27 protein-coding genes and 4 pseudogenes are annotated in these 23,366 nt (G+C 70.9%); 15 read left to right on the plus strand and 16 right to left on the minus strand.

Annotated elements, in window-relative coordinates; translation table 11 throughout:
- Positions 1-19 precede the first annotated feature (19 nt).
- Positions 20-514: a DUF5994 family protein gene (locus OH768_RS23405; RefSeq protein ID WP_406456581.1), complete on the plus strand. Its 495-nt coding sequence runs from the start codon at positions 20-22 to the stop codon at positions 512-514.
- Here the strand turns inward: OH768_RS23405 and OH768_RS23410 are convergent.
- The 4 genes from OH768_RS23410 to OH768_RS23425 form a co-directional block, all read right to left on the minus strand.
- The gene (locus OH768_RS23410) at positions 409-1,176 is read right to left on the minus strand and encodes a GAF domain-containing protein (RefSeq protein ID WP_406456583.1); all 768 of its coding nucleotides are present in this window, start codon (positions 1,174-1,176) and stop codon (positions 409-411) included. The genes OH768_RS23405 and OH768_RS23410 overlap by 106 nt on opposite strands.
- Positions 1,173-1,916, minus strand: a complete 744-nt coding sequence (locus tag OH768_RS23415; protein ID WP_406456585.1) for an ANTAR domain-containing protein — start codon at positions 1,914-1,916, stop codon at positions 1,173-1,175. Before OH768_RS23415 ends, OH768_RS23410 begins: the two co-directional genes overlap by 4 nt.
- A gap of 64 nt (positions 1,917-1,980) precedes the next feature.
- Complete coding sequence (locus OH768_RS23420; protein WP_406456587.1) at positions 1,981-2,106, minus strand: hypothetical protein; 126 nt, start codon at positions 2,104-2,106, stop codon at positions 1,981-1,983.
- Positions 2,107-2,202: 96 nt separating this feature from the next.
- A complete protein-coding gene (locus OH768_RS23425) occupies positions 2,203-3,864 on the minus strand; it encodes a protein kinase domain-containing protein (RefSeq protein ID WP_406456589.1) in 1,662 nt (553 codons plus the stop codon).
- A 171-nt stretch (positions 3,865-4,035) separates the two neighbouring features.
- Between OH768_RS23425 and OH768_RS23430 the strand changes: the two genes are divergently transcribed.
- Complete coding sequence (locus OH768_RS23430) at positions 4,036-4,830, plus strand: FHA domain-containing protein (RefSeq protein WP_406456591.1); 795 nt, start codon at positions 4,036-4,038, stop codon at positions 4,828-4,830.
- A 55-nt stretch (positions 4,831-4,885) separates the two neighbouring features.
- On the opposite strand, the gene OH768_RS23435 is transcribed toward OH768_RS23430, so the two are convergent.
- From OH768_RS23435 to OH768_RS23445, 3 genes are all read right to left on the minus strand, one after another.
- On the minus strand, positions 4,886-5,107 hold the full coding sequence (locus OH768_RS23435) for a hypothetical protein (RefSeq protein ID WP_406456593.1): 222 nt from the start codon (positions 5,105-5,107) through the stop codon (positions 4,886-4,888).
- Between the two features lie 34 nt (positions 5,108-5,141).
- A complete protein-coding gene (locus OH768_RS23440; protein ID WP_406456595.1) occupies positions 5,142-7,586 on the minus strand; it encodes a hypothetical protein in 2,445 nt (814 codons plus the stop codon).
- 81 nt (positions 7,587-7,667) lie between these two features.
- The gene (locus OH768_RS23445) at positions 7,668-8,402 is read right to left on the minus strand and encodes a Crp/Fnr family transcriptional regulator (protein ID WP_406456599.1); all 735 of its coding nucleotides are present in this window, start codon (positions 8,400-8,402) and stop codon (positions 7,668-7,670) included.
- A gap of 177 nt (positions 8,403-8,579) precedes the next feature.
- On the opposite strand from OH768_RS23445, the gene OH768_RS23450 reads away from it, so the two are divergent.
- From OH768_RS23450 to OH768_RS23480, 7 genes are read left to right on the plus strand one after another with little or no spacing between them, the layout of a single operon-like run.
- Positions 8,580-9,326, plus strand: coding sequence for a hypothetical protein (locus OH768_RS23450; protein ID WP_406456601.1), 747 nt, complete (start codon positions 8,580-8,582; stop codon positions 9,324-9,326).
- Between the two features lie 9 nt (positions 9,327-9,335).
- Positions 9,336-9,752, plus strand: coding sequence for a hypothetical protein (locus OH768_RS23455; RefSeq protein WP_406456603.1), 417 nt, complete (start codon positions 9,336-9,338; stop codon positions 9,750-9,752).
- On the plus strand, positions 9,752-10,963 hold the full coding sequence (locus OH768_RS23460) for a protein phosphatase 2C domain-containing protein (RefSeq protein WP_406456605.1): 1,212 nt from the start codon (positions 9,752-9,754) through the stop codon (positions 10,961-10,963). Before OH768_RS23455 ends, OH768_RS23460 begins: the two co-directional genes overlap by 1 nt.
- Positions 10,960-12,081 carry a hypothetical protein gene (locus OH768_RS23465; protein ID WP_406456607.1) on the plus strand — a complete coding sequence of 374 codons (1,122 nt, stop codon included), beginning with the start codon at positions 10,960-10,962 and terminating at the stop codon, positions 12,079-12,081. The genes OH768_RS23460 and OH768_RS23465 overlap by 4 nt, the downstream gene beginning before the upstream one ends.
- A 14-nt stretch (positions 12,082-12,095) precedes the next feature.
- Entirely contained in the window at positions 12,096-12,746 is a 651-nt protein-coding gene (locus OH768_RS23470) for a vWA domain-containing protein (RefSeq protein ID WP_406456609.1), read from the plus strand.
- Complete coding sequence (locus OH768_RS23475) at positions 12,746-13,072, plus strand: hypothetical protein (protein ID WP_406456611.1); 327 nt, start codon at positions 12,746-12,748, stop codon at positions 13,070-13,072. Before OH768_RS23470 ends, OH768_RS23475 begins: the two co-directional genes overlap by 1 nt.
- Positions 13,073-13,128: 56 nt before the next feature.
- A complete protein-coding gene (locus tag OH768_RS23480) occupies positions 13,129-13,383 on the plus strand; it encodes a hypothetical protein (RefSeq protein ID WP_406456613.1) in 255 nt (84 codons plus the stop codon).
- 155 nt (positions 13,384-13,538) lie between these two features.
- Here the strand turns inward: OH768_RS23480 and OH768_RS23485 are convergent.
- From OH768_RS23485 to OH768_RS23510, 6 genes and pseudogenes are all read right to left on the minus strand, one after another.
- Positions 13,539-13,795: pseudogene (locus OH768_RS23485) on the minus strand (hypothetical protein).
- A gap of 109 nt (positions 13,796-13,904) precedes the next feature.
- Entirely contained in the window at positions 13,905-14,321 is a 417-nt protein-coding gene (locus OH768_RS23490; protein ID WP_406456615.1) for a nuclear transport factor 2 family protein, read from the minus strand.
- Positions 14,322-14,356: 35 nt separating this feature from the next.
- On the minus strand, positions 14,357-14,767 hold the full coding sequence (locus OH768_RS23495; RefSeq protein WP_406456617.1) for a nuclear transport factor 2 family protein: 411 nt from the start codon (positions 14,765-14,767) through the stop codon (positions 14,357-14,359).
- 2 nt (positions 14,768-14,769) lie between these two features.
- Complete coding sequence (locus OH768_RS23500; RefSeq protein WP_406456619.1) at positions 14,770-15,579, minus strand: MBL fold metallo-hydrolase; 810 nt, start codon at positions 15,577-15,579, stop codon at positions 14,770-14,772.
- Between the two features lie 44 nt (positions 15,580-15,623).
- Positions 15,624-16,232, minus strand: a complete 609-nt coding sequence (locus tag OH768_RS23505; protein WP_406456621.1) for a DsbA family protein — start codon at positions 16,230-16,232, stop codon at positions 15,624-15,626.
- A gap of 155 nt (positions 16,233-16,387) precedes the next feature.
- Positions 16,388-16,882 (minus strand): MarR family winged helix-turn-helix transcriptional regulator, encoded by a 495-nt coding sequence (locus OH768_RS23510; RefSeq protein WP_388101739.1) that lies wholly within the window; start codon positions 16,880-16,882, stop codon positions 16,388-16,390.
- Positions 16,883-17,031: 149 nt separating this feature from the next.
- Between OH768_RS23510 and OH768_RS23515 the strand changes: the two are divergent.
- The 3 genes and pseudogenes from OH768_RS23515 to OH768_RS23525 all read left to right on the plus strand — a co-directional run.
- A pseudogene (locus tag OH768_RS23515) lies at positions 17,032-17,232 on the plus strand (hypothetical protein); the annotation flags it as partial.
- A gap of 78 nt (positions 17,233-17,310) precedes the next feature.
- Positions 17,311-17,436, plus strand: a pseudogene (locus OH768_RS23520) (aminoglycoside phosphotransferase family protein); the annotation flags it as partial.
- Between the two features lie 420 nt (positions 17,437-17,856).
- The gene (locus OH768_RS23525) at positions 17,857-18,039 is read left to right on the plus strand and encodes a hypothetical protein (RefSeq protein WP_406456623.1); all 183 of its coding nucleotides are present in this window, start codon (positions 17,857-17,859) and stop codon (positions 18,037-18,039) included.
- Between the two features lie 117 nt (positions 18,040-18,156).
- Here OH768_RS23525 and OH768_RS23530 read toward each other — a convergent pair whose 3' ends face one another.
- Positions 18,157-18,393: a hypothetical protein gene (locus OH768_RS23530; protein ID WP_406456625.1), complete on the minus strand. Its 237-nt coding sequence runs from the start codon at positions 18,391-18,393 to the stop codon at positions 18,157-18,159.
- Between the two features lie 158 nt (positions 18,394-18,551).
- Here OH768_RS23530 and OH768_RS23535 point away from each other — a divergent pair.
- A pseudogene (locus OH768_RS23535) lies at positions 18,552-19,036 on the plus strand (DUF5709 domain-containing protein).
- A 144-nt stretch (positions 19,037-19,180) separates the two neighbouring features.
- A complete protein-coding gene (locus tag OH768_RS23540) occupies positions 19,181-21,163 on the plus strand; it encodes an aconitate hydratase (protein WP_406465410.1) in 1,983 nt (660 codons plus the stop codon).
- 416 nt (positions 21,164-21,579) lie between these two features.
- On the opposite strand, the gene OH768_RS23545 is transcribed toward OH768_RS23540, so the two are convergent.
- Entirely contained in the window at positions 21,580-21,828 is a 249-nt protein-coding gene (locus tag OH768_RS23545; protein ID WP_406456627.1) for a WhiB family transcriptional regulator, read from the minus strand.
- A gap of 136 nt (positions 21,829-21,964) precedes the next feature.
- A complete protein-coding gene (locus tag OH768_RS23550) occupies positions 21,965-22,756 on the minus strand; it encodes an ANTAR domain-containing protein (RefSeq protein ID WP_406456629.1) in 792 nt (263 codons plus the stop codon).
- A gap of 139 nt (positions 22,757-22,895) precedes the next feature.
- Between OH768_RS23550 and OH768_RS23555 the strand changes: the two genes are divergently transcribed.
- Positions 22,896-23,270 (plus strand): helix-turn-helix transcriptional regulator, encoded by a 375-nt coding sequence (locus OH768_RS23555; RefSeq protein ID WP_406456631.1) that lies wholly within the window; start codon positions 22,896-22,898, stop codon positions 23,268-23,270.
- Positions 23,271-23,366: the final 96 nt, after the last annotated feature.

Here is a 23,366-nt window from a genome sequence, read left to right on the forward strand (position 1 = left end):
GGCAGTTGGCAGGAGCCTCATGACCACCGTGCTGCAGCCCCCGCTTCCCTCCCATCCCGTCCTGCGCCTGCGCCTGGCCCCCCACGGGAATCTGCCGCGGGCCATCGACGGCGCGTGGTGGCCCCGTTCGTACGGCCTGCCGGCCGAACTCCCGGGACTGCTGGCCGGGTTGCCGCGCCAGTGGGGCCACATCACCAGTGCCACGGTCAACGGGGCGGCGTGGTCCGCCGTGCCCGGCCGGCTGCTCGTCTCCCACGAGGTCGTACGACTGCGCAGGACCCGGGGGGAATCCACCCCGCACACCATCGTCCTGCTCGCGCCCGGCCGGGGCCGCTGGGATCTGCTGGTCGTGCCGCCGGACACGAGCGAGCAGGCGGCCGAAGCGCTCATGGCGGCCGCCGTGGCCGGTCAGCCGTCGTGGTCGCCGGGCGGGGCCGTCGCGGGTGCCGGAATGACCGAGGTGTCGAAGTCGCCGGAGACGATCTGCGCGGCGAGGTCCGAGAGGCGCAGATGACGGGCGCGGGCGTAGCTCCGGAACGCGGCGAAGGCGTCGTCGACGGAGGTGTTCCAGCGCTCCGCCAGGAAGCCCTTGACCTGCTCGATCAGGATGCGGCTGGTCAGCGCGTTCTCCAGCTGGCTGTTCTCGACGTGGGACTGCTCCAGGGTGCGCTGCTGCAGGATCGCGATGGTGGCCACGTCGGCGAGGGCCTGGGCGAGCGCGATGTCGTCGTCGCCGAGACGGTGCGGGGTGGCCTGGAAGAGGTTGAGGGCGCCGACGACGCGGTTGCGCAGACGCAGCGGGATGGCGTGCGTGGTCACGTACCCGGTCGCGCGGGCCTGCTCGGCGAAGTGCGGCCAGGCGGCGATCGTCTCCGCCCGGGTCAGGTCGATGTTGGTGCGGGCGGCGCCGGTGCGGTAGCACTCGACGCACGGGCCCTGGTCGTGCTGGAGCGCGAAGAGTTCCAGCAGGCGGGTGTGCTCGTCCGAGGCGGCGATGATCTGCAGTTCGCCGTGCGCGTCCACGAGCAGGATCCCGGCCGCCGACACGTCAAGGAGCTCCACGCAGCGCGCGGAGAGGCGGTGCAGCAGGTCGATGACGTCGAAGTCCTCGACGAGTGAGTCCGCAACCTCAACGAAGATCTCGGCCAGACGTCGTTCGCGGGCCATGGCTATCATCCCTTTCCACCGTCGGGCGAGTACGGCCCGCTCACATCGTCGTCGAAGTCGTCGTTGAAGCGCAGCCTGCGGGCCACCACATCCGCCGCGATCTCGCCAAGGGGCCGCTCACTGCTGTACGCGTGGGCGCGCAGGCGCAGCAGGGCCTCCTGAATGGACACATCCAGCTGGGCGCTGATCATCCCCGTGGCCTGGTGCACGACCGCACGGCTCAGCACCGAGGGAGACTCCAGGGCCGCGCCGAGCCCCGGCCCGCCCCCGTCGCTTCGGTCGCCGTTCAGGAGAACGCCGGTCAGTACGGCGGTCAGGGCGGCGGCGTCCGTGTACTGCTGCGGGCTCAGCCACCGCTCGCCGTCGCACAGGAGGGTCAGTACGCCGACCCGGATGGCCCCGATGCCCAGCGGGAAACAGCACACCCCGTGTACGCCCAGTGCGCGCGCGGCCGGCAGCAGCGCGGGCCAGCGCTCGGGGCGTACCCGCACCAGGTCCGGCTCCAGCACCGGCGAACCGGTGCGGACCGCGTCCGGCCCCGGGCCCTCCCCCAGCGTGAACTGCAGTTCCTCGAACCGGGCACTCAGGTCCGGGTGGTACCACAGCGGCTCGGCCGTCCGCTCGGCGCCGACCAGCAGCGACAGTGCGACGCCCGCGGCTCCCAGCGCCCGCGCACACGCCTGGGCCGGATCCCCGACCTCGCCCAGCCGCAGCGACCGCAGGACCTCCGCCATGCCGTCACTGATCACCCGTCTCCGTCCCGCGCGGGCCTGGGCGCTTCGAGGTGAGGCGTCGCCCGGCCTGCGCCGAACACTACGTGGCCCGGCCTGCCGTCGCACGGTTCGCGGGTATGTCCTGCCAGGCATCCTGGAGGAGTTCGACGCCCTGATCGCCGCGGACGGCGTCGACTCCGCCGTACGCCGGCAGTACCTGCCGCACGCCCGGATCATGGACGGCGGAGTCCGCCACATCTGCGGCAAGGTCCCGCTCGACGACCACACCCGCGGCCGGGGCCCGAGGGTCGTCCCGTTCGTTTCACTGCTTGACCGGGGTGTGGCCGTTCATGGTGAAGCGGGCGGAGCACTGCTCGTCGGAGCGGTCGCTCGCGTTCCAGACGCAGATCCACATGGTGTGGCCGACGTCCGAGATGAAGTTTGTCTTCGCGGCGCCCAGGGAGGCATGGAACGTGTACGCGATGCCGTCGCTGCGGTAGAGCTCGGCGCCGCAGCTTTGGGCCAGGGAGGTGTTGAGGACGCCCGCGAGTTCGCCGGAGCCGTTGTCGTCCAGCCAGGCGGAGCAGGCGGCGTCGTTGCCCACCCAGGAGGTGTCCGCCTCGGAGCCCTTGACCTGTGCCGGGTCTTCGTTGCCGCTGATGCCGCTGATCGACGACGAGGTGACGCGGGTGGCGGCTGCTGAGGACGCGGCGGTCGTCGCCACGGGGCCGGAGGGCGAACGCGGGCCGGCCGTGCTCGGCGGGACGGTCGTGTGCGTGCCGGCCGGGACGACCGGGCTCGGGTGCCCGGACTCCGCGGTGGGTGAGGCCGAACGGCTTGGGCTCGCGGAGGACGTCCGGGTCGTCCCGGCCACGGGCTCGCCGCTGATCGACGCGCTGCCGGAGGGATGCGCGGCGCCGTTGTGCCGGGAAGGGGACGGTACGAGTACGAACGCCGCGACGGCGCCGAGGGCGATCACCGCGGCGGCCGAGAGCAGGAGCGGGCGTTTGTGCGGGGGGCGGGGTAACTCGGTGGACGGGTGCGCGGTTTCCGGCGTCGGATCCGCCTCGGGGTTCGGCGTCCGGTCCGCGTCCGCGTCCAGGTCCGGCGGCGGGACCGTCTCCAGTTTGCCGACCGGCGTCGCCGCGAAGGCGCGCCGCGAGGCGATGCGTGACATGACCTCGGAAGGCCAGGAGGGAGGAGGGACGGGCAGGTGTGCGCGGGCCGCGTCCGCCACCTCGGCGGCGGTGGGGCGGGCTCCGGGGCCGGTCGCGAGACAGGGCCCGATGACGGCGGCGAGGTCGGGGTCCACGGCACGCAGCGGCTCGGCGTCTGGGACGACACCGGGCGTACGGCCCGAAGCCGCGTAGAGCACGAGCGCCCCGAGCGAGTAGACGTCCGCGGGCGCGTCCACGTCCTCGTCCCCGGCCTGCTGTTCCGGTGCCGAGAATCCCTGAGTGCCGTAGCCGCCACCGCTCTTGGTGAGCCTGGCCTGGTCCGCGGCGCGGGCGATGCCGAAGTCGATGAGCTTCACGCCGTCCCGTACCAGCATGACGTTGCCGGGCTTGACGTCACGGTGCACGATCTCGGCGGCGTGCACGGCCGACAGATGAGTGGCGGCCTCGGCCAGCAGCAGCCACAGTGCCTCGGCGGGCAGCGGGCCGCGCAGCCGGACCGCCTCGTCCACGGTGAGTCCGGGCACGTATTCGGTGGCGAACCAGGGGCGTTCGGCGGTGCCGTCGCTCGCCAGCACCCGCGGCCCGACCCCGGCCGGCACCCGGTAGAGGAGGCCGACCTCGCGTTCGAAGCGCTCGCCGGCGACCAGCCGCGGCCGGACGCGCTTGACGGCGGCGTAGCCCTTGTCGGACGCCCCGAGGTAGACCTCGCCCATGCCGCCGACACCGAGCAGACCGATGATGTTGAAGCTGCCGATCTCCTGCGGATCGTCCGCGCCCAGCGGTTCGGCGATCGTGCCATCCATCATCAGCAGTTCCCCGACCGCTCGCGTTCACGGGCGGGCAGGTTATCGAGCAAGTCGGGGCGAGGCAAAACGAGTTGGCGGCCGGCGCGCCCCTGCCCGCCGTACGCGCCCGGGGGAGGACCGGTCCCCGCGGTGCGTTCGTACACTGACGCGAGCCGAGCGGAGGTATGCGACATGGCGTACGGAAACTTCCCACCCCAGATGCTGCCGCCGGGCAGTCCCTCCGACCGGGTGCCCTCGGCGCCGCCGGGGACGATCTTCGTGCTGGGCCCGGAGGGCGGGTACGCGGTGCCGCCGCGCCGGTACACGCTGCTGTTCGGGCGCGACCGCGAGGACGTGCATGTGCCGGTCGGTGTCGACGACCCGACCGTCAGCCGTCGGCACGGCGTGTTCACCTGCACGGCCGCGGACGGCGACTGGTGGCTCGTCAACACCGGCAATCTGCCGATCGAACTGCCCGACGGCGTACTGATGCTCTCCGGCCACAAGCGGCTCATCGCCTCCGGGTACACCCCACTGGTCATCAACTCGTCCAAACGGCGTTCCCACCTGGTGGAGGTCCGTGTCACGGACGAGGACGACCAGAATCCCCGCTCCACGAGCGGCGCGGAGACCGTGGATCCCGAGACGGTCTACGAACTCTCCCCGCAGGAAAGGCTGGTGCTCACCGCGCTCGCCCGGCGCTACCTGGAGGGCCACGACGCCTTCCCGCTCCCGCTGGCCTGGGAGGACACGGCCCGTCTGGTCAACGCCTCCCCCTACGCGACCAAGTCCTGGACCCACAAGTCGGTCGCGAACACGGTCGAGGACGTCCGCGAACGGCTGCACCGCCGGGGCGTGCGCGGACTGCTGCGCGACGAGGTCGGCGAGCCGGTCGGCTCCACCCTCAGCGTCAACCTGATCAGGGAACTGCTGAAGACGGCGACGCTGAGCGCTCAGGACATGGAGTTGCTGGCCGACAGGGACTGAGCGGATCGCAGGGCGAGTGCCCCGGCCGGACGTCGGCCGGGGCACCCGGCGTTCCTCAGCCTTCCGCCTCCCGCCCGGCCGCCGCGTTGTACGTGACGTGCATGGTGCCGTCCTGGACGGCGAAGACGGCCGCCTGGTCCTCCGCGGAGCTGTGCTGGTGTGGTTGCGGCTGCTCAGGGTCATACGTCGTGTTCGTCACGCGGTTGTTGTCGCCCACGACGAAGGTGCCGGAGACGTCACCGGTGTGGATGTCTCCGTGGGGGGATTCAGCGGGCATGGCCGGCCTTTCTTTCGGTGGGTTCCGGGGGAGGTCAGGCGCCGCAGTCGGTCTGCAGGGCGGCTGCGGCCGAGCTCAGCGCCGAGGCCTGAGTCGATGTGTCGATCTCGCTGCCGCCTCCCGGATCGCTCTCGAGATCGTTCTCGAACGACTGATACAGGCCCTGGATCTCCTGAATGGCGGTCAGCATGTCGTCGAGGTCTGATTCCACGGAGCTGTCCTGGGCTTGCGAGATGGCTCCCTGCAACGTGGACTCGACGGAATCCAGGTCGCTGATGACGGTGCCGATGCCGGAGAGAAGCGTGCTGTCGTCGGGAGTTGTGGACGCCTCGCCCGAGTTGTAGGCGGCCATGTCACTGTTGTACGAGTCGACCGCAGCGGACACGATGTCCGCGTCGGCGCCGAACTGCCGCATCCCCGGCATCAGTTCGGGGATCCCACTCGCGCACACGGGATCGACGCTGGGCGAGGTGTCGGCGGTCGAGGTGTCGTAGGCGGGCACGGTGTCGTCGCTCAGGTTCGGTGTACTGACGGAGCTCGATACGACGGCCGGAGACGAGTTCGACTGATCGTTCGCCTGGACCACGGCACCCACGCCCACCACGGCCGCGAGGCCGAGCGCGCAGGCGAGGGCCAGTCCCGTTGCTCCGCCCTTGGTAACCGCCACACCGCCGGCGGCGCTCCCCGCGTGGCCTGTGCTCCCCACGGACGTCGTGGTGCCCCCGTGCCCCGTCGAGAGGTCGATCCGCGGAGGAGTCGGCGCGGCCGGGTGTGTGCCGGCCACGTTGACGGCGACATGCGGCTGCGCGGAGCCGCCCGAGAGGTCGACCACCGGCCTCGCCACGTGCGCCGAAGCCTGCGTGGTGGACGTGGCCGACGTAGCCGACGTAGCAGTCGAGTGGGCGACAGGCTGCGCGTGGACCGCACCGTGCGCCGAAGCACCCGGCGCGACCGTTTGGACCGGCGCCGTGGCGACCGGAGGGGCGACGGCGGTCGCCGCCCCGCCGGCGACCTGGTGGGCCACCGCATGCCCGGCGACCTGATGAGCCGCCGACTGCGCGTGCAGCGCGGTGAGTTCGTGCCACAGCACCTCCGCCTCCAGCACCAGGGCCGTCGTCTGGGCGACCCGCCCGATCGCCCTCCGGCGGGTGCGGGCCTCGCGCTGGAAGAACTCCTCGCTCTCCTCGTCCCCCGCGGTCCTCGCCGCCGCCCAGCCGACACCGAGCAGGCTGCCCCACGCGTCGAACTGCCGGGACAGCGCCAGCTTCGGGGAGGCGACACGGGCCAACTCCACGCCGAGCTGGGCGTGTCCGCTCCGCTCGGCTCGCAGCACCGCGACGTCCAGGGCCCGGAAGTGCGCCGCGACGTCGTCCGGAGTGGTGTCCCCCGCCTCGACCCAGACGGTGAACGCCCGGCAGAGCTGATCGGCGGGAAACTCCGTCCTCCGGCTGTTCAGCACGGCCTCGGCGACATCCGGCGGACAGCTGTAGCCGGTCTCCGAGGAGAGCAGCAGACCGTGCCGCACCAGACCTTCGGCGATCGTGTCGATGTCCGGCCCGCCGAGCAGATCATGGAGGTGCCGGGCGGCCAGCTCGGCGCCGGACAGCGAACCGAGCAGGTGCAGCAGGTCGCGCTCCCGCGGCCGGAGCCTGTTCAGCAGCGCGGGAAGCAGTTCGGGGAGGTCGTCGATGCCCGGCAGGCCCTTGCCGGTCGAGGCCGACAGGGCGATGCGCCGCAGCCGGAGCGGGTTGCCGTCCACCGCGTCGCACAGCGCGGCCACGGTCGTCGCCTCGCCGGGCCGCAGTTCGCGGGCGAGCAGCGCCGTCACCAGTTCCGCCGCCGCCGGGGCCGTCAGCCCTTCGAGCCGGATCGCGTGCACGCCGTCGACCGCGGAGCGCGCTTGCGAGGTGAAGACGAACGTGGACTGCGACGCCATGTCGAAGAGCCGGCGCAGGTCCTTCTCGTCGAGTCCCGCGTCGTCCAGGTAGATCCGCAGCCGCAGGGTCTTCAGATGCTCCTTCAGCACCTCCGGCGACGGCTTGTAGTTCGGCGCGTCGAAGCTGATGTCGAAGATCGCCTGCGCGAGGTCGTCGGCCGTGCGTCCGCCGGCCTCGACGTGGGCCACGCCTTCGGGCCCGCGCGGCAGTTCGCAGGCGAGGTGGCGCAGCAGCGCGCTCTTGCCGACCCCGGCCGCGCCCCAGATCTGCACCAACTGCCGTGTTTCGATGGCATCTTGGAGTACGACCACGTCGCGGGCCCGGCCGATCAGCGGCTCGGCGGCGGACCGCGGCAGGTGGGAGATCGGCCGGCGCATGACCGGAGCCGGCAGCGGTCCCCGCTCCACGGTGACGGTCGATCCGTACTCGGCGGTGATCCTCAGGTTGTTCACGGTGTTGCCGCTGCCTACGACCATCGTTCCGGACATGTCGCCGGTCCGGATCCGTCCGGAAGCCTCCGGAGCACCGTCGTTGTCTGTCATCTGTTTCCCCCGTCTTCTCCGAGGCCCGGGTCCCGGCACTCGGTCATGCTGGCGCCGACCTGTCGTGCGAACCCGGTGCTTTTACGTGTTCGGCGAGATCGCCGGCGATCCGGCGGGCCCGGCCGCGAGGGCGATCCGGGCGAGGTGGTCCAGGTCGAGGATCGTGATCCTGCGGTAGCCGGTCACGACCGCGCCCGAGTCCCGCAGGGCGCGCAGGGCCTTGTGGACCGAGGACTCCGCCGCGCCGACCAGGGTGGCCATCTCCGGCTGTGACAGCGGGAGTTGGGCTTCGTTTCGGCCGGGAGGCCCATAGGTGACGGCCAGGTGGTGCAGGATCCTGGCCAGCCGCCCGAGCACGTCGCAACCGGTGAAGTCGACGATCCGGCCGGTCGCCGTGCGCATCTTGGCCACCACGCTCGCGCTGACCGCGAGCCCTATGGAGGGGTGCTGTTTCGCGCACTCCAGCAGTTCGGAGCGCAGGATGTAGCGGGCCAGCACCCTGCCGCAGGCGGTCACGGTGCCGACGCGCGGCTGGCCGTCGATCCCGGCGAACTCCCCGACCAGGTCCCCGGCCATCCGTACGGCCAGCAGCGCCTCGCGGCCGTCCTGCGCGTGCGCGGTGACCTTCACCATGCCGCCGAGCAGGAGCAGCGCGAAGTCCGAGGTGTCGGCCTCGCGGATGGTGATCTGACCGGCCGGGTAGGCCACGCGGTGGCCGAGTCCCATGAGGATCGCGCGGTCGGCCTCGTCGACGCGGCCGAGCAGCCCGGCCGGCGGCCAGTAGGCCGCGGCCCCGCGCACCCGTGTGTTGTTCATCGGCCACACCTCTCTTCCCTCGTGCAGCCGAAACCGCACAAGCCGTATTAGTAGCCGTTCTACCCGGGGACCCCTCCTCTACGGTCACGTCCATCATCTTGTCGACACCGAATAACAGGGACGACGGCACATCGATCTTCGAATTGCCGGTCCCCGTCGTGATCGCATCGCGGAGGAATGGTGAATCCGAGGTACGAATACCGAGCCCTGCTGGCGTGCGACATCGCGGGCTCCGCGGGCCGCGGCGAGCAGCGGCTGCAGGAGATCCGCAGAGTTCTGCGCTCCACGCTGTTCGACGCCCTGAGCATCGCGGATCTGGACCCGCGGAACTTCTTGTACGTCGACACCGGCGACGGCTGCCAACTGGTCGCCCCGGCCGCGCTGCCCAAGGCCGGACTGCTGTTCCCGCTGCTCCCGGAGCTGAACTCGCGGATCCACAGGCACAACCGGAACACCTGCGCGGACACCCGGCTGCGGGTGCGGGCGGCGGTGCACGCGGGAGAGATCCGGCTCGATCCGGACGGCACCGTCTCGGGCGCCCCGTTCGAGGCGCTGGCCCGGCTGCTCGACTCGGCCCCGCTGCGGCACGCGACCCTGGCCGGTACCGGCGGCACCCCGGTGGCCGCGATCCTCTCGCACCACTTCTACGAGGAGACGGTCGGCCACGGCTACGAGGGACTCGACACCGACGCCTTCACCGCGGCCGACGTCCGGGTCAAGGAGTACGCCGCGAAGGCCTGGCTGTGGTACCCCGGCAGCCCCGTCGGGCCACGCGTCGATCCCGGCCGGGACACCGACTCCGGCGGGCAGTCCGTGCGGTCCGGGCCGGGAACGGTGGAGCAGCTCGTCCGGGCCACGGGAAACGGCACGGCCTTCGCCGTGCACCGGGGCAACCAGTACATCCGCCACCACGACCGGGGTTGATACGCGCCGATGAACGAGGAACTCGCCGAGCTGGCCGTGAGCGGCGCCACCGCTCTGGTCTCCGCAATGGGCACCGATCTCTGGCAGGAGGCTAAGACGCTGATGGGCCGCGTCCTCACCCAGGCGCGCGGCAGCCGCCGCGAGGAGCTGTCCGCCGCACTGCACCGGCAGTCGACCGCCGCGAGGGGAGCGGTCGACTCCGGTGCGGTGGACTACTGGGCCGAGGCCCTGTCCCAGCTGCTCGACCGGAATCCGGATCTCGCCCAGGACGTCATGGCCCTGGCTTCGCTACGGACTCCGGAAAGGCCGGACATCGCGATCCAGCTCAATTCCGCCACCCATTCCGGTGAGGTATTCGCGGTGCAGCGCGGCATTCAGCATTTTGCCTCCGGGCCGAATTCCGGCGATTCCGGGGAACGGCCGTGATGCGGGGCGACGGCCGGGACGACAGCCGGCGGGACGGCCTCATGGACGGACGGCTGCGGGCGGTGCTGTTCGTGGCCGTCGTCATCGGGGCCTTCATCGAGGTCAGCACACCGCATCGGCGGTACGGCCCGCTGGTGGACATGTTCGCCCTCGCGGCGGTGGGTGTCGTCGGCGCAGCGGCCGTATGGGGGTCCGAGTCCGCCGCGACGCCGGCCCGACAGCGGGACCTGCCCGGACCGGAACACCAACCCGGCACTACGGCTCCGATCTGCCGCTACGTCACCGGACCTGCGGCGCCGCAGTCCCAGCCCCCGAGGCCCCGGCCGTTCCTGCGTGAGCGGCCGACCGACCTGGGCGTCCCCCGCTTCGGCGACGGCGCCCGCGCCCAGGGCTACCCCTGGCTGCTGCCGGAGCGCACGGTACAGAACGGGATCGCCGCCGACGAGGCCACGGTCGGTGCCTTCACCGTCCGCGCGGCCTCCGTCATCGGGCCCGGCCACCGCTGCGGCGAGCCCGCCGAGCCGCGCCAGGACTCGTACCGGATCGGGCGCAGCCGGGACAGCCGGCACGCGATCGTGGCCGTGGCCGACGGTCTGTCCAGCGCGGCCTGGTCCGACGCCGGGGCCACCACGGCCTCCAGCCAGGCCGTCACCCTGTTGCGCGAGCAGATCGAGTCCGTGGGCTTCGGCGGGCTCGACGTCAAGGAGCTGTACGGGCGGATCGCGGCATCGATCGCCGGGCACGCGGCCGGCCGTGGCGTCGACACCTCGCACCTGGCCACGGTCCTGATCACCGCGGTGCTCGCCGAGCCGGACGCGAACGGCGTCGCGAGGGCCTGGGTCGCGTGGCTCGGCGACAGTTCGGCCTGGACGCTCGACCCGCACGTCCCGCTGTGGCGGTTCCTGTCCGGCGAGACCAAGGACCGTACGGCCGCGGTGGTCTCGAACGAGGTCGCCGGGCGGCTGCCGGACACCCCGCACCTGGCCAGGGACCATTACGTCACGCTGGCTCCCGGCGCCGCCCTCGCCCTGGTCACGGACGGGATCGGCGACGCGTGGGCGGACCCGGCGGGCAACGTCAACACGTACTTCGCGAACGCCTGGCGCTCGCCCGTCCCGGCCACGCGGTTCATCGCCGACGTCGGCTTCGACGCACCGCAGTGCCTCGACGACCGGACCGCGGTCGTGCTGTGGAACGGTGGCCGGGCATGACAGAACCCCGTCCCCTCGACGGCGCGGACGACAGTGCCGTCGACGACTGCCCGGCGGCCGATCCGCGTGGCTGGACGCTGCCCCGGACCGTGAGCGTCGGCGACCTCGGACCACTGGCCGAGCCGGTCTCCGAACACAACGGCCAGGCCATCGCCGTCACGCCGCTGAAGAACCATCCGGGCTGGCTGGCGAAGCTCTACCGGCCGGACCAGCATCCGGAGGACGCCGACCGGCTCGACCTGTTGATCTCGGCGCCGGACACGCTGCCGGCGGCGGATCGCGCGCTCCTGTACTCCGGCACGTGCTGGCCCGCGGCCCGGATCCACGGGACCGGCAACCCGGCCGTGGGCTGTGTGATTCCGATGGCGCCCGAGCAGTACCGTGCCGAGCTGCGGCGCGGCGACTTCGGCGAGCGGCGCTTCGTGGAGATCGACTGGCTGGCGAAGTCCGACGAGTCGATCCTGGGCATCGGACTGACGCCTCCCGGCTTCGCGGGCAGGCTGGCCGCCTGTCGCCGACTCACCGAGCTCGCCGCGGTGTTGGAGAGCCTGGGCCTGGTCTATTCGGACTGGTCGTTCTCCAACGCCTTCTGGAGCCCGGACCAGAGCTCGGTCTATCTCATCGACGTCGACGGCTGTCAGCCGGAGAAGATGTCCGACCTCCACCAGCCGAACTGGGCCGACCCGCTCACGCCGCCGGGCACCGACGCGGACACGTACACCGACCGCTACCGGGTCGGACTGCTCGTCGCCAAATGCCTGACGGGCCGGCGTGACGCGCACGCCTTCCACACCGTCGCCGCGTCCCCCTGGCCGAACCAGCCCGCGGTCTCCGAAGTACTGCTCGACATGCTGCTCGCGACCGACCGCGAGCGACGGCCCTCGGCCGCTCAGCTCGGTCAGGCCCTGGACAGCGGCCCCTACCTCAGGACCGCACCACGTCCGACCCGCACGGAGCTGCCCCCGCTGCCCCCGCCGCCGGTCACGATCCCGCAGCCCCGCACCGACACACCCGTGCCGAAGCCCCCGCCACCGCCCCGGCCGGATCTGCGGGCCGGCTGGATTCTCGTACTCGCCATAGCCGTGATCGTGCTGTTCGTCATGGCCGCCAACCACTAGCTCAGAGGTGCACCATGTCACTCTGCCTGCCCACCTACGTGGTGATCGACGCGTCCTCGTCGATGAAGCCGCACGAGAAGGTGCTCAACGCGACCCTCTCCCGCCTGCACTACAACCTGGCGACGAATCCCCGCGTCTCGGAGTTCGCCCGGGTCAGCGTGGTCGCCTTCTCCACCGATGTGCACGTGGTGATCCCGATGTCGGACATGGAGCAGGTGCCGGCCATGCCCGAGGTCATCTGCGGCGGACGCACGGAATACGGCAAGACCTTCGACCGGGTGCGGGAGTGCATCGAACAGGACGTCAGCGATCTGCGCACCCAGCACTTCAGCGTGCTGCGGCCGACGGTCTTCTTCCTGACCGACGGCGCTCCGACCGACGCGCACTGGCAGAACTCCTTCCGCACGCTGGTGAACCGGGACTGGCCGCGCCACCCGCACGTGATCGCCTACGGCTTCGGCGGCGCCAAGCGCGACGTACTCCAACAGGTGGCGACCAAGGCGCTGTTCATCGCCGACGGTTCGGACACCGAGTCGGCGCTGAGCGGGGCGATCACCGGCCTGCTCAACACCCTGATCGCCTCGTCGAAGACCGGTCAGATGCAGATCGCCACCGACGTCAAGGGCTTCGAGTACGTCCAGGTCGCCCAGGAATACGTGGACTGATGCCGGACATCGACCCGCGTTCCACGACCTCCCGGGCGCGACGCGCCTCCGCCGGCCTGACCGCGCTGGCCGTAGCACTGCTCACCTGCGGCGCAGCGGTCGAAGTGACGGGCAATGTCCTCGCCTCCTCGGCGAACGGCAGCGGAAAGGGCTCGCACCCCACGAAGACCGTGCAGCCGACCCACACCCGCTCCCGCACCTCCGAAGCACCGTCACCACACCCCCCGCCCCCGACCTCACCCGCCTACCTGCCCAGCCCAACAACCTCGGCCACGACCACCGCCACGACCACCGGTAGTTCGCCAAGCACCACACCGGTGAACTGACCATCCCCGGCCTGCCGGCCGGAGCCAGACCGCACACATCCGAGCGGGAGACGTACATGGGAATGCTGCACGCGATCCGGATGCAGAAACTCCTCACGGACGCCAGGCGCGCACACGCACAGGGCGACCACACCTTCGAAGCGTCCATCGACATCGACCCCCGGGGCCTGGCCCGGGTCAGGAACCCCATGAAGAAGATCCGCAAGGAGATCGACCTGGTCGTACGCTCCGTCGAAGCCGTCGGCTGGGAGTGCGTGAGCGTCGGCCAGTTCATGTACTCGATCAACATGGAGTTCGTCCGCACGGGGTGACAGAGCTCTCCGAAAAGCCCCCAGCCGGATTCGAACCGACGACCTACGCATCACAAGTCCGGGCGGGATCCTGCCGGATGATTCCGGGCGCTCAGGCAGGGGGCCGCGGGCGGGGGCTCGCCGGCGAGTGCCCCGGAGGCGGTCACCGGCCGTGGTCACCGGGCCGCCCGCGTGCTGGTGCCGTAGGTGTGCGAGTCGACGGGCTGCTCGGCCTTGGGCAGGTGGGAGACGACGAGCGGGTAGGAGACGGTGACGAGTTCCCTGACGAGCTTGTCGTCGACGCCTGGGCCTCGCCGGGGTCCGCCCTGAGGATCACTACGGGGCGCCCGGGGACCTCGGTCATCGGCATGAAGACCTTGCCGCGTACTTCTCGGGTATTCGCGCAAGCGTGGCAAGACCATCGGCGGCCCAGGTGTCACCGACGAGTCCATGCTGTCCATGGCCCTTCACCTACGCGACCAGGAGATGAGCCTGCGCGACATCACCAAACGGCTCGTCATCACGACCGGCGCGAAGAAGGGTCAACACCCCTCACCCACCACCACCATGCGGATGCTCCGCGAACACGACGAACACGACGAACAGGCCACCACGGCGGCGGGCACGTGATCACCCGGCTGGTTTGCAGCTGGTGTCCGAGCCAGGACTCCGGGGCCGACGGCCATGCCTCGGTCGCCGGGCTTGAGGTGCCGTTTGCCGTGGGTGACGACCAAGTCCCCTTCCGCGGCGGCCCGTTTGATGTCCAGGCGCAGGTCCGGGAACTGGCGGCGCAGCCAGTGGACGTAGCCGACGAACGCCTGCGGGCTGTCCTGCGCCTCCGGGTTGTGCTGGGTGTAGCTCTCGCCGAGATGCGCGGCGGCGGCCTGCTCCGGCTGGTAGTCGTTGAACGCCTGCGCGCAGAACGCGATGACGAGCGCCTTGTTGCCGGCAGCGGACACGAGCTTCTCCTGCCGCCTGGGTGCTGGGTCGTGCGTCAGACGGTCATGGCGTCGCGGACGAGCGCCGTGTCGACGAACTGCTCGAAGCGGACGATGCGTCCTGCGCGTACGACGAAGTGGTGGGCGACGCGGACGGCGATCGGCTTCCCGGTCGCCTTGTTGGTCGCGGTGTAGCGGGCGAGGACGACGACGTTCTCGCCGTCCACGACGTAGGTGTCGTCGTGAGCGGTCCAGCCGTCCCAGTCCTGGCCCAACCTCTCCATCACGCCGGCGGTGACGCCGTCGGGGGTGCGGTAGGTGCCGGCGAGGGGGAAGCCGGCCATCTCCGTCCACTCCACGTCGGGGGCGAGGGTGGCCCGAAGGGCCTCCAGGTCACCTGTCGCGGAGGCGAGGTACTGACGGCGTACGACATCGGCGGGTGCGGTGGAGGTCGCGAACTCGCTCATGGTCAGCCCCACGTCATTTCGCCCTTGGCGACCTTCGCACCGATCTGGGCGGCGATCAGCATGCCGTTGTCGGGGTAGCGCTTGACCAGCTCCTCGGTCAGCGTGGCGCCGTCGGCGGCCTTGCCGAGCTCCTCCTCGAAGGCGAGGAGGTAGTCGCGGGTGGCGGTGATCGCGGACGCGTCCGCCGCCGTGCCGGGCAGACGGTGGCCCGGCACGACCAACTCCGGCTGCAGGGAGGCCATTTCGTCGAGCAGGTCGATCCACGCGGCACGGTCGCCGGGGGTGGGGGTGTCGGCGACCCAGACGTGCTCCTGCTGGAAGAGCAGGACGCCGCCGAGGAGGGCACGGTGCTCGGCCTGCCACAGGTAGTGGCGGTCGGGCAGCGCGGCCGGGCCGCCCTTGAGCTCGAAGCGGTGGCCCTCCAGGGTCAGGGCGTCGCCGGTCAGCGCGGTCAGGTCGACCAGGCGGGTGGGCAGGTTCGGGCCGAGCGCGGCCCACGCCTTGAGCTTGCCCTCGTAGGAGTGCTGGATGTGCTCGATGACGAGCGGGGTGGCCACGAAGGTCGCGTCGGGGAAGGCGTCGGCGATCACCTCGGCGCCGAAGTAGAAGTCGGGGTCGGCGTGGCTGACGAAGACGGTCGTCAGTTGCTTGCCGGAGTCGAGGATCTCGGCGGCGAGGCGGTGGCCGTCGGCGCGGGTGAAGGCGGCGTCGACCAGCAGGGCGTCGTTCTCGCCGGTGACGAGGGTGGCGGTCTTGTTCTTGCTGCCGGCCGGGAAGTCGAGGTCGAGGACCTTGAAGGAGAGGGTGCTCATGCGGGGGCTCCTATTGCGCAGAGGGGGGATGGGGCAGGGGAAGATCAGTGGGCGGCGAAGCGTGCGTCGACCTCGTCGGCGGTGGCTTGGCCATAGGCCAGCGGGGTGACCAAGTCGCCGTCGACGGCCAGGAGGGTGGGGAAGCCGGTGACGCCGAGCTGGACCGCGCGGCGGAAGTCGGCGCGGGCCGCGGTCTGTGCGTCGGGTGCTTCGAAGGCGGCGACGACGGCATCCGCGTCGAGCCCGGCGGCCTGGGCGACCTTCCGGTAGGTGGCCGCCTCGGACAGGCTGCGTCCGTCGACATAGAAGGCGGCCTGCAGGGCCGCGGCCAGCTCCGCCGCGTGGTCGGGGGCGACCTGGCGCAGGGCTGCGACGCCGCGGGCGGCGGCCTCGGAGTCCATCACGAAGGAGCCGTCGGCGATCAGCTGCTCGTAGGCCGCGCCGAACTCGGCGCCGGTCAGCTCGGCGATCTTGGCGTTCGCGCCCTGGACGTAGCCGAACTGGCGGATGGGTACCCGCCGCGATCCGGTGAACAGCCCGCCGGAGACGACCTCGACCGGCAGTTCGGGGTGACGGGCGGCGACCTCGCTCAGCGTTCCGGAGAACCCGTGCGACCAGCCGCAGTAGGCGTCGAAGACGTAGACGAGCTTCATCGAAGACCTCGGCAGAGATGTGCGCCCGCGGGGTGCGAGCGATTCACCTGACAGAACAGTAACTGACGCGTCAGATATTTCAAGGTTCGTGTGAGGTGGGGCACATAGGTGTGGCTGACCGCGTCATCACACCAGCGGGGTTGCTGGTCCGCAGGTCAGGGCAGTCGGGGCAGCAGGTCCCGGGCCGTGTGGCTGAGGATGCGGAGATCCTCCGCGAACCGCTTCCGGTCCGCCGCGGGCAGCGGGTCCACGAGGTACCGCTTGATGTTCTCCAGGTGGACCCGGGACGCGCGTACGACCGTCTCCTCGCCCAGCGGCGTCAGCCGCACCAGCTTTCCGCGCCGGTCGTCGGGAGAGTCCGCGCGCGTCACGAAACCCGCCGCCTCCATGCGATCCACCAGCCGGGTGGCCCCACCGGTGGTCAGCACCTGCTCCTGGGCAATGGCGCGCATGGAAAGCCCCGGCTCGCCCGCGCGCCCGAGGATCAACAGCACCTCGAAGACCAAATGACTGATGCCGCACTCCACCTCCAGCGCCCGGCCGAGGATGTACTCCAGCCGGTTCGCCGCCCCCTGCAGCCTCCCGAACGCCAAGATGAGCTCGTGATCCGCAGCCTCCTTGGCCGTCCTGATCTCCGCTTCCTCGCCCACGGCAGCGCCGCCCCTCTCGTCGTCCCGGTGCCACCGTACCGATCACATAGGGACAGGCAGGACAGCCGAGTCCGCTGGACCGGTCGCGCGACAGCAGCCCCGCTCCTGCGCGAAGTTTCGGTGTTCCTATTGCCAGCCGTCGACAGAGACACCGTCGCATCGAGGCCATCAAGGCCCACGCCGCCCTCGGCGGACGGCTCGTGCACGGCTGCCAGTCCGTGCCCGACCAGTCCGGTGGCGTCGTGGCGCCCTACGGCGCCTCGATGAACGCCTTCCGCGACGACCTCGCCGCCTTCAAGTCCGGCTGGGTCGACCAGGTCTACGCCCACCGCGCAGCCCCGACCGCGTAGCACCACCGCCCTGGCGTCCGGGGCGGACCGGCCCCTGTCACCCGCCTCGGACGCGACCAACCCCCTTGGAGCCCCCACGTGACCGCGAACCCCAGCACCGAACTCCTCGACAACCTGCTCACCCTGGCCAGCCACACCACCGCCGTACGCGAGGAGGTGCGCGCGTGGTCCATGTCCGGCGTCGAACGTCTGACCTTCCCCGACAGCCTCTACGGCCGGTTGCCGTATGCCGGCTCGTGTGACGTTGTCCAAAGGCGTCCGGCCACCGGGCGGCCACCCGCAGGGTCACCAATGACGACAAGAAGTGAGGCAGCCGGGGTTGCGGGGCTCCCACATCTCGGCGCCCTTTCGGCCGGTCCATCCCATGCGGACCGACGTCAAGGAGCCGCTTCCAAGGCAGAGGTACGGACTCCTCAGTGGCGCACTGCCCGCACGTTCATACCGCCCGCTGTCCAGCCCCGCGGAGCTCTGTCCCAACGAGCGCATCCGCGTCGTCGTGGTCGTACGTGTTGATCATGTCGATCACGATCAGAGCGGTCTTTTCCGTGTCTTCCACCCGGCACCGTCGACGACCGTTCCCGGCCGGTGGTCACAGGTCGCTGCGCCATCTCCGCCAAAGGTCGGTTGAGGAACAGCCGCCCGGCACTCTACTCACGGGACCGTCCGGCCCACCCCACGCTGCCGGAGGACCGGCCGCGCGAGGGCAAACCCAAGGCTCCCGTGAAGCACCGCAGTCCTTGGCTGGTCGCGGCGTTCGTCATCGGCGTCATCGTGCTGATCGTCGTCGGCATCGCCTTGTTTCCCTGACGGGAAGACCCGGGGGCAGGCAGGCCCTCTCGGTGACCGCCTCGTGGGTCACGCGCGAGTACCGCGTCCGGCGCAGCCTCACGCCGGACGCGGTACGCGCGGAGGACAAGGTCCTGTTCAGGCTCCGTCCAGGCGCGAACGCAGCAGCCGCTTGCCGATGTCGGCACCCTTGCGGCTGTCGGCCTGGGCCTTGCGGAAGAGATCCGCAATCTCGGTGTCCTTCTCGCGCTCCGCGTCCGCGATGTACGTCTCCAGACGCAGCGCGTTGTTCAAGCACGCTTCCACGTACCAGATCAGGTTGTAGTCCTTGTCCGGCGTGCCCGTGGCGCCGCCGGTCTCCGTGCCGCTGGTCATACGGGCCTCCTTCAGGTTCCGGGGTCTTGTCCCTCCAGCCCGGCGCGGGTACCCGCCCCGCCCCGGCGCACACTCCGGCCGGACCCGCGTGTGGACGGTGCCGACCTGGATACGCGGACCGAAGGCACACCTGAATCCAGACGGAAGGCACACGCACCATGGGCAGCCAGAACCAGGACGACGTCATGGGTGACGAGGTCTACCAGCCCTACGGGCCCGACGGCCGTGAGGACGAGGGTGTCCTCGATCCGGAGGACACCCTCAACGACCGGGGCAGCGATCCTTACGAGGAGGGCTGGTCGCCGCCCGAGCGTCCGCTCGCCGTGGAGCACGAGGGCACGACGGCGCGGGAGCAGCGGGAGGGCGAGAGCCTGGACCGGAGGCTGGCCGAGGAGCGCACCGATCCGGCGCTCGAGGAGCCCGGTACGACGGCCTGGGGGATCTCGCGGGCGGGGAGGGTGAGCCGCTGGACGACGAGGTGGGCACGGACCGGGCCGGCCGCCTGGTGGCTCCGGACGAGGGCGCGCACGGCGACACCGAGAAGGACATGCTCGCCCAGGACGTGGGCATCGACGGTGGCGCGGCCTCCGCGGAAGAGGCCGCCGTCCACCGGATCCCGGACGAGGACGACGACCTCCCGTAGTCACGCACGGGAGGAGCGCGTCCGTCGGCTCCGGCGCGCCCGCCACAGCTCCGTCCCACTCTGCTGTGGGGCCCGTTCCGTTCAAGGGTCGGCATGTCGGGTACGCGTGAGTCGGTCCGAAAACGGCAGCGGGAGGTCAGCGGGATGGTGGCCCAGCAGAAGGCCGGTGGCACGGTGGCGCACCGGCTCATCGAGGAGCACCTGGTGACGGGGCACATGGTTCCCGGCGAGGAGATCGGTCTGCGGATCGACCAGACGCTCACCCAGGACGCCACCGGAACCCTGGTGATGCAGGAGCTGGAGGCCCTCGGCCTGGACCGGGTGCGCACCGAGGTCAGCGTGCAGTACGTCGACCACAACATCCTCCAGGCGGACGAGCGCAACGCCGAGGACCACGTCTTCCTCCGGTCCGCGGCCCGCCGCTTCGGCCTGTGGTACTCGAAACCCGGCAACGGCGTCTCGCACCCCACCCACATGCAGCACTTCGGGGTGCCGGGCCGGAGCCTGGCCGGGTCGGACTCCCACACGTGCGCGGCCGGTTCGCTGGGCATGCTGGCCATCGGCGTCGGCGGCCTTGAGGTGGCGCTGGCGATCGCCGGGCAGCCGCTGTACGTACGGATGCCGCAGATCTGGGGCATCCGGCTCACCGGCGCCCTGCCCGACTGGGTCAGCGCCAAGGACGTGATCCTCGAACTGCTGCGCCGCCACGGGGTCAAGGGCGGGGTCGGCCGCGCCCTGGAGTACCACGGGCCGGGCCTGGACCGCCTGACCGCGATGGACCGGCACGTCATCGCCAACATGGGCGCCGAACTCGGCGCCACCACCTCGGTCTTCCCCGCCGACGACGCCGTACGGTCCTTCCTGCGGGCCGAGGACCGCGAGCGGGACTTCCGCGAGCTCACCGCCGAGCCCGACGCGCGGTACGACCTGGAGGAGGAGATCGACCTCTCCGCCCTCCAGCCGCTGATCGCCAAACCCACCTCACCGGGCAACGTCGTACCGGTACGGGAGGTGGCGGGCGAGCCGGTCGAGCAGGCCGTCATCGGCTCCTCCGCCAATCCGGGGCTGCGTGACTTCATGGTGCCCGCGGCCATGGTCCGTGGCCGTCAGACCGCCCCGGGCGTGAGCTTCGACGTCAACCCCACCTCCCGCGAGATCCTCCAGGACCTCACCCGCGCCGGGGCCACCTTCCACCTGGTGGCGGCCGGTGCGCGGCTGCACCAGGCCGGCTGCCTGGGCTGCATCGGCATGGGGCAGGCCCCGACCAGCGGGCGCAACTCACTGCGTACGTTCCCGCGCAACTTCCCCGGCCGCTCCGGCACCGAGGACGACGCGGTCTGGCTCTGCTCCCCCGAGACCGCGACCGCGTCCGCACTCACCGGGACGATCACCGACCCGCGCGACTGGGCCGCCGACTGCGATGTGCCGTACCCGGCGGTGGAGTTGCCCGAGCGGGCCACGGTCAACGCGGCCATGCTGGAACCGCCCCTGCCTCCGGACGAGGCCGGCGGGATACAGCTCGTACGCGGGCCGAACATCTCCGCCCTGCCCGACCTCGACCCGCTGCCCGACACCATCGACGCACCCGTCCTGATCAAGGCGGGCGACGACGTCTCCACCGACGAGATCTCCCCGGCCGGCGCCAAGGCCCTGCCGTACCGCTCCAACGTCCCCAAGCTCGCCGAGTTCACGCTCACCCGGCTCGACGCCGACTACCCCCACCGCGCCGCCGAACTCCGCGACCACGGCGGACACGTGATCGTCGCCGGCGAGAACTGGGGCCAGGGCTCCTCCCGCGAACACGCCGCGATCACCCTGCGCCACCTCGGACTGCGCGCCGTCCTCGCCCAGTCCTACGCCCGCATCCACTGGCAGAACCTCGCCAACTTCGGTGTCCTGCCTGCCGAGTTCGACGACGCCGGCGACCGCGACCGTATCGAGCGGGGCGACCGACTCCGCATCGAGGGACTGCACCGGGCCCTCGCCCCCGACGGCCCGTCCACTCTGACCGTCCACAACACCACCCGTGACGAGACCTACGGGCTTCACCACCACCTCTCGCCCCGACAACGCGAGGCGATCCTCGCCGGCGGGATCATCCCCGCGCTGGCCCGGAGCGCAGCTTGAGTCGTGGTGGTCACCTCGGCCGCAGGACGGGGCGCTCCAAGGGGGGCACACGGCCCGGGGCCTGGCGGAGCTGGACCTCTTCGTTCACGCCGCCCGGGTTCGTTCACGTGGTGCGAGACAGCCGGGCCGAGGGGTCTCGGATCTTCGGGGTTTCCGGTTGGGCAGAGCTCAAACGGCAGTCCCGCGACCGCGTCTGTCACTGTCGCGGGCAAACAGCCCGCCGCACAGTTGCCCGGCCTGGACGACGCCCGCCGCAGGCGGACTTCACCGACCTGTTCGGCCACGGCACCCCGGTCGTCCTCGCCTTCCACGGCTATCCGTCCGCCGTCCACAACCCGACGCGAACTGCGCCGCACCGGCACCCACCCGTCCTCGGTCACCGAATGGACCTGGCAGACGTTGGGGCCTCAAGGCGTTCACTCGTGCGCGTCCACCAAGGCGGCCGTCCTGCGCAGTTCGGCGCGTTCCCGCTCGCTCGTTCCGCCCCAGACGCCGTGCGCCTGGCCGCTGTCCATCGCCCAGTCGAGGCATTGGCGGATCACTGGGCAGAGGAAGCAGACCCGCTTGGCGGCGAGTTCCTGCCGTAGCGCCGGCCCTATGGAACTGAGGGGAAAGAACAGCTCCGGGTCCTCATGAGCGCAGGCAGCCCGCTGAGCCCATTCCATGAACGCCTCCTCAATGACCTGTCCCGAATTCGGCTCGTCCGTCCGGATCTCGGCCCGAGTGCCCGTGCCGGGCGGCCGGAAACGGAAGCGCACTGGCGGGAAGGTCAACGGCGTGGTGGAAAAGGCCTGTTGAGGTTCAGGCTTCGCCGGCTTCCGCCTCCGGTGCCGCCGACGGAGTCCGCGGCAGCGCGGCGACCGTCGCGGCCAGTTGCTGCTGGACGACTTCTGAGAGCGGGGGTCCGGTGACGGCGCCGACGATCTCTTCGGCCACGTGGTGCAGTTTGGTGTTCGTGTTCTGGGAGACCGTGACGAGGACCTCCCAGGCCTGCTCGGGGGAGAGCCCGAAGGACGCCATCAGCGCTCCGCGGGCGAGATCGATCACGGGCCGTGTCTGCATGGCCCGTCGCAGCTGAACGAGTTCGATGCGCGGATCGTGGTGCGCTTCGCCGAGGGACACGGATTCCTTCCAGCGGTGGGGTATTGGGCCGGACGACGCGTCCGGCAGTTGTCGGGTGCTCAAGTGGTTCTCGTCCACAACGGTGAAGAGGGGGCGCGTGCGGGTGACCGAGAGCAGGCGGTGCACCACCGCGCTCGCGTTCCGGACGGCGACGGTTCTGTCCTCGTCGCGGGCCTGTCGACGCACGCGCAGCAACGCGTTGAGGCCGGCGCAGTCGCAGAAGTCGATCCCGCTCAGATCGAGGTCGATTCCGCGTACCGATCGGCCGAGGACTTCGTGCAGAGCGTCGTACAGGGCTTGTTCGGTGAGGAGGTCGAGTGCGCCCGACACCGCCACGAGCGTCCCGTCGCCCGCGGGATGCGCTTCGATTCCCGGCAGAGACCGCTCGGGGCCGCCCCATGGCGGGACGGGCTCTGGGAAGGCGGTCCCGTATCCGGCCGCGGGGTGCGTCGTAGATGCAGGTTCTGACATGGCAGCCACTCCATTGGCATCCGTACGTGTCCACCTCGCGCCCGTCGGGGCTCCGTTCGAACACAATCGCCTGTCAAATCATACACGAATTCTGTTTCAGTCTTCTGAATGCGTGAATCAAGGGGCGTAGGCTGTGAGCATGCACGAAGCCCCGGAACCGCATACCGGTTGGACGTTCCTGACCAACCACGCACGAGTGCTGGCCGCGATCTCGGAGGATCCCACCACCCGCATCCGTGACATCGCCGCGCGTTGCCGCCTCACCGAACGGGCGGTCCAGAAGATCGTGTCCGATCTGGAGGAGAGCGGCTTTCTCACCCATACGCGTCAGGGCCGCTCCAACGCCTACCGCGTCGAGGAAGGGACCATCCTGCGCCACCCCGCCGAGGCGGGACTGACGGTGGCCGACCTGCTGTCCCTGCTGGCCCGGCACGACGCCGAACACGACGACGGACGACCGGAACTCCAGGAAGCCGTACCCCCGCAGGCGCGGAACGCGGAAGCCGACCTGTGACGTCCGCGCCCGCCTTCGGATCGGGAAGGGCAGGGGCGACATAGGCTCGGGCGACGATGCCGACCGGGTTCCTTCCCGTCGATGACGGGAAACCGC

The organism is Streptomyces sp. NBC_01622 (assembly GCF_045209635.1).
Taxonomy (GTDB): Bacteria; Actinomycetota; Actinomycetes; order Streptomycetales; family Streptomycetaceae; genus Streptomyces.